Source organism: Thioclava atlantica, assembly GCF_000737065.1.
Taxonomy (GTDB): Bacteria; Pseudomonadota; Alphaproteobacteria; order Rhodobacterales; family Rhodobacteraceae; genus Thioclava; species Thioclava atlantica.
On the sequence record NZ_AQRC01000009.1, the window covers coordinates 161,610 to 171,466 of the forward strand.

Below are 9,857 nucleotides of genomic sequence, written 5' to 3' on the forward strand. Positions count from 1 at the left end.
GGTCGAGGCAACCTCACCCGACATTCGAACAATAGAGGAATCCGCGTCCTGACTTCATTCAATCAGCCTCATTGACGCCGCTGCTCGGTCAAATCCACGATCTCGGCTGAAATGCGGGTCATTTTTCTTTCTCCAGAAATAAAAATTCGCTAAAGTCTTTTTAACAGAAATCTCTACTGAGCGCTCATTTTGAAAGCGCAAAGTCATGGGAAAAGCGCGCAAACTATTGCGCAAACAGTGCGCAATCTTATGGGCACCGAGTGCTGGTTTTTTCGAAGAAAACCAATTTTCAGTGCGCAGCGCTTCGCGCCGCCCTACAGGCGGTGTAGGTTTGCGCAAAGCTTTGCGTTCTACGCATAAGTTTGCGCGATTTGCGCATAAGTTTGCGTAGCCGGAAAAATTGCTGTGAGTCGTCAGTCGAAATTTTTTCGATTTTTACGGTTAGCGGTCGGGGAGTTTTTCCAGCCCGCATGGCCCAAAGCTCACGCGGCAGAACTCGCGTCGATTCCGGTCGTTCATCAAGCCTGATAGAGACGCCGCGAACTTGTGTTGCCCGGAAGTTTGACGCTATCGGCCCATTGCGGTCATTCGCAAGAGACGCTGCGAATGGCCGGTCGCAGCCTCCAGGCACAACGCAAGATCGAGCGTCGGCAGCTGACCCTGAAGAACCGCCCCCTGTTCGAGAACTCCTACCTTCCCGGTGCCCTGGGAAACGAGCCAAGCCCTCCGTTCCAGATCAGCCCCTCGTGTCCCAAACCATCTGACGACGGACATCTCGGGCTAAGGGACGGAGTTCTCTAAACCACTGCTCCGTGGACATGACATTATCGCTGCCGAGAACGGAAATAGTCGCCTGTCCCATCATTGGGCAGGGCCGCCCTTTCAAAAGCGAAGCGGCAGGAGTTTCCTCCTGCCGCTCCACCTCCCGGCAAGTCGTGTGGCGAGCGTCAGCCGGTTCGCTTGGAACCTCGCGCCGCTCAGCCTTCTTGCCGGGACCCCCACACCCCTGATTTTAGAGAACGATTATTCCTGAACGCCGCGCACCAAGGGGCCACGCTCGTCCGATATCTTGTCGTCGGACAGACTGCGGAAGAAGTGGTGCCAAGCGAGGGCGGCATGGCCCTTATGGGTCGCAAGGTCATTCGTCTGGGGCGTTTTGCCCGAAGGCACTTTTTCAAAAGCCATCTTCGGCCCTCCATGTTATTCCCGGGAGACGCCCGGGAAATTCTGTTGGATGACCGAATTTTCCGGTCAACTTCGCGGTTTCGTCCTGCGAGACGGTGGCTTCAGGTCGTGATCGCCCTCATCCCGCTCCAGTCGCGCCGCGCGCAAAGTCGCGGTCAGATCCGCTCTTTTTTCAGCTTCCGCCTCTCGGATGATGCGCACTGCGGCATCCGTCTTGTCCTGAGCCGTCCCCGGTTTCGGGGCAAGTTCGCGGAAGAAGCCGTTCAACTTGTCTTTGCGGGGCATGTGCCCTCCCTGTTCGCGGGATCCGGCCCGATGGACCGGATCCGGAACCGATCCGATCAGGCGAGTGCCAGATCGCAGGCGGACTCGCGTCCGTCGCGGCCGGTCTCGATCTCGTAAGTCACGGCCTGCCCGTCATTGAGCTGCGAGAGGCCCGCGCGCTCAAGGGCCGAAATATGGACGAAGATATCCCGTCCGCCGGTCTTCGCCTCGATGAAGCCGAAGCCTTTGGTCTGGTTGAACCATTTCACGGTGCCATTGGCCATCGTGATGTCTCCTATGATAAATGCTGCCCGCAAAACGCGACAGCCCGGCTCAGTCAATTCGAAAAGGCAGACTGAAGCCGACAAAGGAGACAGGTTGCAGAAGGGAATTACGTTGCCCGCTCTCACTACGCCGGTTCGGCGAAAATAGCAAAGGAAATAAGTAGCGTCCGGTTTTGCGCGATTTCGGCTGAGGGGGTTCAGAGGATCTGATCCGACCAGACTTCGAACCCCTCGAGGACATTCGTTCCGAAGGAATGGATCAGGGGAACGTCGGCCGCATCGCGGCCCTGAGCCACGAGAATGCGCCCGATGCGCGGGGTGTTGTTGCGCGGATCGAAGACCCACCAGCGCCCCTCCAGCCAGACCTCGATCCAGGCCGCGAAGTCCCCTGGCGGATAGGGCGGCGGTTCACCGATATCGCCAAGGTAGCCTGTGCAATAGCGGGCGGGGATGTTCATGCATCGGCAGAAGGCGATCGCCAGATGGGCATAGTCGCGGCAAACGCCCTGCGCCTCGGCATAGGCCTGGGCGGCACTGCGCGTGGCCCGGGCGGCGAGATAGTCGAACTGGATATGCGCATGCACGAAATCGCAGATCGCCTGCACCCGGGCGCGCCCGGGCGGGGTATGCTCGAACAGGCGCCAGGCGGTTTCGGACAGGGTGTCGGTCTCGCAATATCGACTGCCAAGGAGGTAGACGAGAACCTCGGCCGGCAATGCCTCCACCCGGTCGGACCCGGCCTCGGGCGGCTGCGGGTCAGGCTGGCCGCTATCGGTGATGATCGCTTCTGTGCCGATGCTGAACAGGCCCTCGGGCGCGACAAGGCGCGTGCACCAGTTGCCGAACCCGTCGCGATAGGCGCTCAGCGGCACATTCGGCGTGGTTTTCAGATGATCGGGGAATTCGAGATCTCCGGCGCGGGAGAAATGCACATTGAGCAGCGCGATCATCGGCGTCGGCTGCGTCAGGCGGAGATCAAACCGGCAGCCGATCTTGATGCGCAGATCGGCGCGCTCGCCTGCGGCGGCTGATATGTCGGAAGGAGGCGGAAATGCCATCGGGCGGCGTCCTTTATATCTATGCAATAGCCACGCGAGGGCGCGGCGTGATCGAAATGATCGTTCCTGCGTGGCATGGCGCCCCTGCAAGATTTCGGCAGGACTGTCCCGGCAAGGCGAACCGTCACCAAGGGACAGCCGAACACGCGGGAGGGCCATTCCCACGATATGGGCTTGTCGCGTGTGAATGCGAGGCTCATGTGTCCCGATGCCGGGTTTTGCGTGCCGTCAAAGCTCTGCGTGACAGCGTGTTCCCCCTATCGAGGCGGATTTATTTATCACGCTATCAACGCCTTGCGTGGAAACTTCGCTCGAATGGATCAATTCTCTCGCAATCGCGGGACAAAGCGCCTACATCTTCCCTGCATCTCTTAATTCTCGGACCCTGTTCCTCCCGGCTCAGCGACGATCTTGAGCTTTGTCGGGCCGCTGCCCTTTGCAGGCGGCATTTGGAAAAGGAACCTTTCGGTGGTGCATGGCGCCGCCAAGCCGTTCGAGCAGACCAAGGATCGTGGCAAGCAAGCCGCGCTCTGTCGGGCCGAGACCGCGAAAGCTGCCCTCTCGATATCCTGGCGACGTTCGCTTGCCAGAGATTGACGATCGAGAAGCGCGCGCTTCGGCGCTGAGCTTTGCACGATCCGTTCGGGAAAAAGACCTGCGCGCGTGATCGCGCGCCAACCAATCAACCGCACGGTTTCGGAGAAATCCCCTACTGTGCCTTCGTGATCGCGCGACCGTTCAAATCGGAGCCATCACGGACACCAAGAAAGACAAGAACCTTGATAGAAATTTACTGGGGCCAACCCATCTCGCTCGTCGTGTCGCCGGAAGGCGACGTGAAAAACTTCAGCACAATCGAACAAGCGCACTACTGGCTACGCCGGAAATGGCCCGTCGCCGATGCGGCGCTGGATCACGCCATCGAGCGTGTCGAGGCGGCCATGGACTGCATGGGCACCGTTGGTGACGCACGCGCTGCTTTCCTCGGTGCCGCCAATACCGCTGGTTTCATGCCGTTCGACGCGAGTGTTCGCCCCCTTGCGGCCTGAGCGCATCCCCCAAAAGGCTTCCCAGCTGCGGGAGGCACGCGGTTTTGCGACGTCGAGGCCGCAAGCAGCCCGCTCGAAGCTTTTCGACGGGTTGTTCGGTTTCTGGACGCTGCTGCAGGCGCCGCTGATCCCGTGCCTTGCGCTGGCGCACCGACCGAGCTTCGTTCGGGCGGCCATTCGGTTCTGGACAGCCGGGTTCTCCCTGCTGTCGCGCGGGATCTTGCGGCAACGCGTGCGCGAAGTGGGACTCGAGAACAAACATCTCGACCGCCCCTGCATCTATGTCTGCAACCACCAGTCCACATGGGAGACACTGGCCTTCAACCGGCTGGTGCCCGATATCTGCATCATCGCAAAACACGAGTTGCGGCGCATCCCGATCTTCGGGTGGTTCCTCGCACATGCGCCGATGATCCTGATCGACCGGGGCGGTGGCGGGCGTGCTCTGGCGGGAATGATCACGCAGGCACGCGAAGAGGCCGCGAAAGGGCGCTCGATCCTGATCTTCCCGGAAGGCACGCGTGTCGGCGTCGACGACAGATGCGCATTCCAGCCGGGCCTGATCGCGCTTTACCGCAAACTCGGCCTGCCGATCGTGCCGGTGGCGCACAATGCCGGTCACGTCTGGCGCAAGGGTGTCAAAACCGAGGGAACGATCACGGTGGCCTATTTCCCCGCGATCCCACCGGGGCGTCCGGCTGCCGAGGCGATTGCGCAGGTCGAGGCCCTTCTCAATGTCGAGAAAGATCGCCTGGCCCCGGCCATGTCGTGATCGCAAGCGCTCGACGGATCGCGATTTCCGGGGCTCGATCTTCGGTTCGTCCTTGTTTTCTGCCCGTCAGACCCCATGTATAAAGAGCTTCGTTATACCGACCGCACCCTGTCTCCTTCATCGGCCTCAGTTTGCTTTTCGATCTGACCGGCCGACCTGTCGCATCCTGCGGGCAGAATTCAAAAGAAGGAAACAGCACGATGGCCAATGGCACCGTGAAATGGTTCAACTCCAGCAAAGGCTTCGGCTTCATCGAACCCGAGACGGGCAGCAAGGACGTGTTCCTGCATATCTCCGCGCTCGAGCGTTCGGGGATCTCGCATGTCGCTGACGGTCAGAAAGTGACCTTCGAGATCGAGACCGGCCGCGATGGTCGGGAATCCGCCAAGGATCTCGAACTCGTCTGATACAGTCCTTCGCGGGCCGGTTCCTTCCGGCCCGCGAAAGCGCGCCTGCGGCGCGCCGCCCAGAACGAAGAACGCCGTCCGGGCGCCGCATATGCTTCGAGAGACCACAAACGGCTTCTCGCGCCCTGTGTCGGGATGTTTCGGCGCGTTCACATGTCACCTGTAGAAACGGAGATCGAACTTGGGCTATTCACCTCAAAAGAAGCCACTGGACCTGAACGAATTCCTGAGCCAGCCGGCGAAGAAGCAATCCCGGAAAGGCTTTGGATATCGGCGCCCGCCGACGCTGCCGACAGCCGCCAAGCCGGAAACGAAATCGGCTGAAGGCGACGACAAAGCCTGATCGCGCAGTCTGGAGCAAAAGCGGATGCGACGCTTTTGCTGACAAGACCGGACTGTGCGCGATCTTCGCATTGCCGACGTTAGTGGCTTGCGCAGCGAATGGCTGCTCTCCGCCCAGACCTACGGACCCGTCGCGAACGGCCCGAAGCTGCCATTCGAACAGGGCGCGTCGAAGGCGCCGACCAGCTCTTTCCAGATGCTCGCAGGCCACCGCAGCGCTGGCACAGATCGTCCATCGGCCCTGGCGATGCGCTGTCGGTCAGTTCCGCGCCCATCCGGGTGGATGCCTATATCTATTGCGCTAAGGCATCCAGTTCGTCCATCAGCCCTGAGAATCGTCTCAACTGATCGTATTGCTCTTCGTCGATCCCGTCCGGATCGAAGTGCATCACGTCGTTTCGGATTTCGCGGACCTTATCCAGCTCAGCGCAAAATACGCCCCTGTCTACGCGAAGGTCGAGCAGTTTCCAGTTCTCTGGCTTCTGAATTATCCGAAGATACTCACCAAACGTTAGGTCGACGACAGATTGAATTCGCTCCCTTCTCTCCGAGTCCGTGTCGCCACAGACCTCCTGCAAAGTCTGGGTAGTGAACTTTCCATTCATCAGCTTTCGGATCTGGTTCTCAATCTGTCCGATGAGGAGAAATGGCTCTGATAGAAACTGAAATTGCTCGCTCAGATCTGTCGCAGTGACGATACCAGTAACCTTCTTGTCGGTTGAGGATCGGACGAAGACGAATTCGTGCTCGATGATCAATTTCGTAGCTTTGAACAGCGCTTCGCTTTCTTCCAGAGCGACGGCCGTCTCCATGGCGTCTCTCACTTCGACGAGATTATTCTCGTGGCTCAAGCGCTTGCCGATCGTCTTCCAGCTAATCGCACCGTTGAGGGTGCGCTCGTTCGACATGACCGCCAGCTGCGAGAAATCGTGCGCCAGCATCAGGGTAATCGCCTTCTCGACGGTATCCTGCGGGTTGACCGAAACCACACCGCAGTTGGCAGCCTTGAGCATGCTGATGAGGAAGTTTGCCTCTTTTGGGGCATAGGCTGCACCATCCTCGCCTTGGTCGCTACCGGAAGATTTGGTAGCAGCCGCTGCAACCGGCGCTTTCTTGAACGTTATTTCTGCGTCAATCCAGACCTTAGTGAAATCTGGGCTGGTTATGATACCCGCATTATCCAACTCGGTTTGTATTCTCTTGACGACCCCGGTGCGGCGCCTGCGGGCACCGAACCAGCGAAGCAACTCTCGGACCGTCGTCGAAGCTTCCTTTCCTTCGCCGATGTCGGCTTTGACCTCTTCGAACTCCTTGTTCAATTTGGTGCCCCTCCGATCATCCCGTTCCGATCGCGGTGAATTGCCCGGACGCTTCTATGCAGTCCAATACGTGGAGGACGAGGCGGAGGCCTCGGTATTCCATTGCGGTATTTTATGCCACGGCTTGACTGCATCGAAAAGAAAGAATGACAGCCAGGGACCGGCCGCACCCCTATTCTATTGCTGACGGCCCTGGCTATGCAGAAGCTTTCTTTCTGCACATTGCGGGCCTTGATCCCTGCGCTGCGAATGACCGCTCCCCGCCCTGGTGAGCGCCGAACGACCGGAATGGAAAATTGGACAATATGGGTTCATTTTTCTTTCTCGAGAAACGGAAATCCGCTAAAGTTTTTTTGAGAGAAATCTCTACTGAGCGCTGATTTTGCAAGCGCAACGTTATAGGAAAAGCGCGCAAACTATTGCGCGAATAGTGCGCAAACTTATGGGCGCCGAGCGCTGATTTCTTCGAAGAAAATCAATGTTCGGCGTGCAATGCTTCGCGCCGCCCTACATCTGCGCCGCACCAGGTCGAACGCAATCAAGGTCGGCGCCCTCACGATCGATCTCGACACCTGCACGGCCATCGCCGATGGCAAGACCCTGAATCTCGCAAAACGCGAACATGAGACGCTCTGCATACTTGCCGAACAGTTCGGCAAGACCCTGACCGGGGACATGATCAACCGACACCTCTATGGCGACGAGGCAGATCAGCACCCGCTGAGCAATATCGATGCTTATATCTGCCTGCTGCGCAAAAAACTTACCCAATTATCCACGAGAAAAAGCTGGCGCGTGGTGACCTGCGTATTGACGGGATGTAGTTTCCAACGGGGCCACATTCGGATACCAATCGAGAATGAAACGAACAAATAATTATCTAACCCGATTCACGCTTACTTTGAGCGTCGTGGCTGGTCTGCTTGCCAGCAATACGGAAGCGAGATCGGAATCAGCAGAGTTCCCGGGCGGTTTCAAACTTGGAAGCTCGCTCGAAGAAGCACAGCGGCACGCCACTTCCCGAGGTTGGGAACTTGTTCGACTTTCACCAGAACTACTAGGCCAGTGGGAAGTGGAAGGTAACACGGGAGCTGAAGTCGGTCTTTTCGTTTGCGATGATACAGTTACCAGTGTTCATCAATACAAACCCGGCGATTTGGATGAGTTCGCCAGAATTGTCACTGAACTTCGGATTGCGCGCCGCCAGATGGAACCGAACATCCAAGTCGTGACATTTGCATCAGGTGCGACCCAGATTTCGAATGTCGATGTGAGGTTTGAGGAGTTAGGCGGGCACAAAGTGAATGTGCAGCTGAGCAGCACCGCGGGTCGCCTCGGGATTTCCACGAACTACTTCATGGGAGGCGGGTGCCCAAAGCCATAGTGCCGACTTCACATTGGGCAATTCAGTCGGAGATTACACATCTGGCGTTCCACGAGATTAAGGCCAGCACAGCCCCCACTGGGGTGTTCTGCGAACTTGGCGACCAACTGCACAACAGAGCAATCCTCGCATCTGATCGACGACTGGGATCGGTTTCCAGACCGTCGTGGCAATCGTCTTTGTTCCAGATGATGTTTTCTGGTTCCTGATCCTCACCTCCTGCTGGCGATGGTTCCAGCGCCACAGAATTTCGTCCAGATATCTCTGAAGATGTTGTCGGCCCAAGCGATGGTAAACGCCAATCAGGGCGCGCTGCACTTGGGAGTTCACAGCCTCCACGGTGTTGATATGCGCTCCCTTGGAAGGCCGCGAATACTGTCGTTTGCCATGGTTGACAGTGTGGTGTGATGCAAAGCTCCGACCGATCTTCCGATAAGCGGTGTTGCTGTCGGTCATGAGGGCCGATGAAGGATCAATCCACTCATTCATGATCGGCCCGAGTGTCGCACCCTGCGCATTCGGGATCAGAGTCGCCTTTGCCCGCCCAGTGCGATCCGCCGCGACCAGAACCATGGGCTTGCCTGTGCCTCTACCCCGCTTGTTCTTCACACCTTTCTTGAACTTTGGCGCGCCACCAACATATGCCTCATCAACTTCGACAACGCCGGCCAACCTTGCGGAAACAGCCTCACGGTCATCCATCAGTTCCCGGATCGCATGCCCCAGCTTCCAGGCCGTTTTCTGATTCACACCCAGGATCCGCGCCATCACCACAGACGAGATTCCCTTGCTGGACGTCAGCACCAGAAAGATTGCTGCTATCCAGATCCGAAGGTCCAGTTTCGTGGCATGCATCGGGGTCTTTGTGGTGACCGTGAATTGGAGGCGGCATTCACGTTCGGCGCATTGGTAGAGGCCAGGGCGAGCAGTGCGCCCTTGGATTGGGGTTGAGCAAAGGCTGCCACAATGTGGGCAATGGCGACCAGATGGCCAGATCATTTCTTCAAGGAAAATGCGTGCGTGGCGCTCTCTGGGCATCTTCTTCCAGATATCTCGCACCGACTTCAATTCTGTGATCATACTTGCCTCCAACTCCGGGGATCGGCAATATTGGCCGAAACCGCGAATTCCAAAGAGACACGCTTCAAATCGCGCGAATTAGGGGAGCAAGTGTGTTTTCTATATGATTTTCAATGCCATGAAATCGGATACGCTTTGTTTCGTGGATAATTGGGAAATAATTTCAAAGATTTCTGATCTGAGGTTTTCTTGGTCCGCCATCTTGAAACTGCTCCACAATGAGCGATTTGCTCCGATTTCCTCGATGATGCGATCCACCACAGTCCGTGTCACTTCGTGCAATGCGCAAAGCTGATCGGCGGAGGTATTCTGATCGGCTGAAGTCGCTGCCAAAACCGTGCGAAGGAACGGTAAATAAACCTCGGGAATATCCGGCGTGCTTTCATCGCGATCGCTGGCTTCGCCACGTAGCTCGTCGATAATGGCTTGCAGTTGCTCGATGATCTGGTCCCACTGCGCGCCAAAGCCTTTCAGGATATCGTTCAGTCGTTCCGACATTTTCCTGAAACGGACCGGATCGGTTTCGAGGTTCTTGCGAATGTGAGAGCGGATCGCATGCTCCATCTCCGACGCCTTGGCTCGGCCACCAGCAGCTTGCCCGACTTGAGTGTCGAATTCTGCATCCGTCAGTTGCACGGGCGGAATCTTCGGATCGATACCGAGAGAAATGACGTGGTCGTCGATCAGCTTCCGCACCTTGGCACCGACGTCTG

The 9,857-nt window shown here is 57.6% G+C and carries 13 protein-coding genes and 1 pseudogene; 6 read left to right on the forward strand and 8 right to left on the reverse strand.

Features of this window, described 5'->3' with window-relative positions; genetic code table 11:
- Positions 1 to 54 precede the first annotated feature (54 nt).
- The 5 genes from DW2_RS19785 to DW2_RS12455 form a co-directional block, all read right to left on the reverse strand.
- Positions 55 to 339, reverse strand: coding sequence for a hypothetical protein (locus DW2_RS19785; RefSeq protein WP_156102961.1), 285 nt, complete (start codon positions 337 to 339; stop codon positions 55 to 57).
- Between the two features lie 684 nt (positions 340 to 1,023).
- Positions 1,024 to 1,185: a hypothetical protein gene (locus tag DW2_RS19790; RefSeq protein ID WP_156102962.1), complete on the reverse strand. Its 162-nt coding sequence runs from the start codon at positions 1,183 to 1,185 to the stop codon at positions 1,024 to 1,026.
- 66 nt (positions 1,186 to 1,251) lie between these two features.
- Positions 1,252 to 1,470 carry a hypothetical protein gene (locus DW2_RS12445; RefSeq protein ID WP_038147012.1) on the reverse strand — a complete coding sequence of 73 codons (219 nt, stop codon included), beginning with the start codon at positions 1,468 to 1,470 and terminating at the stop codon, positions 1,252 to 1,254.
- A gap of 56 nt (positions 1,471 to 1,526) precedes the next feature.
- Complete coding sequence (locus DW2_RS12450) at positions 1,527 to 1,733, reverse strand: cold-shock protein (protein WP_038147014.1); 207 nt, start codon at positions 1,731 to 1,733, stop codon at positions 1,527 to 1,529.
- Between the two features lie 197 nt (positions 1,734 to 1,930).
- On the reverse strand, positions 1,931 to 2,737 hold the full coding sequence (locus tag DW2_RS12455; RefSeq protein ID WP_038147083.1) for a transglutaminase-like domain-containing protein: 807 nt from the start codon (positions 2,735 to 2,737) through the stop codon (positions 1,931 to 1,933).
- 683 nt (positions 2,738 to 3,420) lie between these two features.
- Here DW2_RS12455 and DW2_RS20180 point away from each other — a divergent pair.
- From DW2_RS20180 to DW2_RS20075, 4 genes are all read left to right on the forward strand, one after another.
- Positions 3,421 to 3,840, forward strand: a complete 420-nt coding sequence (locus tag DW2_RS20180; RefSeq protein ID WP_238321327.1) for a DUF982 domain-containing protein — start codon at positions 3,421 to 3,423, stop codon at positions 3,838 to 3,840.
- Positions 3,755 to 4,612, forward strand: a complete 858-nt coding sequence (locus DW2_RS12465) for a lysophospholipid acyltransferase family protein (protein ID WP_202900114.1) — start codon at positions 3,755 to 3,757, stop codon at positions 4,610 to 4,612. The genes DW2_RS20180 and DW2_RS12465 overlap by 86 nt, the downstream gene beginning before the upstream one ends.
- Before the next feature lie 200 nt (positions 4,613 to 4,812).
- Positions 4,813 to 5,019, forward strand: coding sequence for a cold-shock protein (locus DW2_RS12470; RefSeq protein WP_038147019.1), 207 nt, complete (start codon positions 4,813 to 4,815; stop codon positions 5,017 to 5,019).
- 181 nt (positions 5,020 to 5,200) lie between these two features.
- Entirely contained in the window at positions 5,201 to 5,362 is a 162-nt protein-coding gene (locus tag DW2_RS20075) for a hypothetical protein (protein WP_168172822.1), read from the forward strand.
- 292 nt (positions 5,363 to 5,654) lie between these two features.
- On the opposite strand, the gene DW2_RS12475 is transcribed toward DW2_RS20075, so the two are convergent.
- Positions 5,655 to 6,680, reverse strand: coding sequence for a CBS domain-containing protein (locus DW2_RS12475; protein WP_038147020.1), 1,026 nt, complete (start codon positions 6,678 to 6,680; stop codon positions 5,655 to 5,657).
- Between the two features lie 492 nt (positions 6,681 to 7,172).
- Between DW2_RS12475 and DW2_RS12480 the strand changes: the two genes are divergently transcribed.
- Both DW2_RS12480 and DW2_RS19800 read left to right on the forward strand, forming a co-directional pair.
- Positions 7,173 to 7,556 (forward strand): winged helix-turn-helix domain-containing protein, encoded by a 384-nt coding sequence (locus DW2_RS12480; RefSeq protein WP_051855991.1) that lies wholly within the window; start codon positions 7,173 to 7,175, stop codon positions 7,554 to 7,556.
- Positions 7,540 to 8,064, forward strand: a complete 525-nt coding sequence (locus tag DW2_RS19800; RefSeq protein ID WP_156102964.1) for a hypothetical protein — start codon at positions 7,540 to 7,542, stop codon at positions 8,062 to 8,064. Before DW2_RS12480 ends, DW2_RS19800 begins: the two co-directional genes overlap by 17 nt.
- A 57-nt stretch (positions 8,065 to 8,121) precedes the next feature.
- Here DW2_RS19800 and DW2_RS12485 read toward each other — a convergent pair whose 3' ends face one another.
- Both DW2_RS12485 and DW2_RS19985 read right to left on the reverse strand, forming a co-directional pair.
- On the reverse strand, positions 8,122 to 9,156 hold the full coding sequence (locus DW2_RS12485; RefSeq protein ID WP_081874974.1) for an IS1595 family transposase: 1,035 nt from the start codon (positions 9,154 to 9,156) through the stop codon (positions 8,122 to 8,124).
- Between the two features lie 87 nt (positions 9,157 to 9,243).
- Positions 9,244 to 9,857, reverse strand: a pseudogene (locus DW2_RS19985) (restriction endonuclease subunit R); the annotation flags it as partial.

Coding starts and splice junctions, on each gene's coding strand:
- DW2_RS19790 (WP_156102962.1), bottom strand. CDS start 1,185: ATGGCTTTTGAAAAAGTGCCTTCGGGCAAAACGCCCCAGACGAATGAC.
- DW2_RS12445 (WP_038147012.1), bottom strand. CDS start 1,470: ATGCCCCGCAAAGACAAGTTGAACGGCTTCTTCCGCGAACTTGCCCCG.
- DW2_RS12450 (WP_038147014.1), bottom strand. CDS start 1,733: ATGGCCAATGGCACCGTGAAATGGTTCAACCAGACCAAAGGCTTCGGC.
- DW2_RS12470 (WP_038147019.1), top strand. CDS start 4,813: ATGGCCAATGGCACCGTGAAATGGTTCAACTCCAGCAAAGGCTTCGGC.
- DW2_RS12480 (WP_051855991.1), top strand. CDS start 7,173: ATGCTTCGCGCCGCCCTACATCTGCGCCGCACCAGGTCGAACGCAATC.
- DW2_RS19800 (WP_156102964.1), top strand. CDS start 7,540: ATGAAACGAACAAATAATTATCTAACCCGATTCACGCTTACTTTGAGC.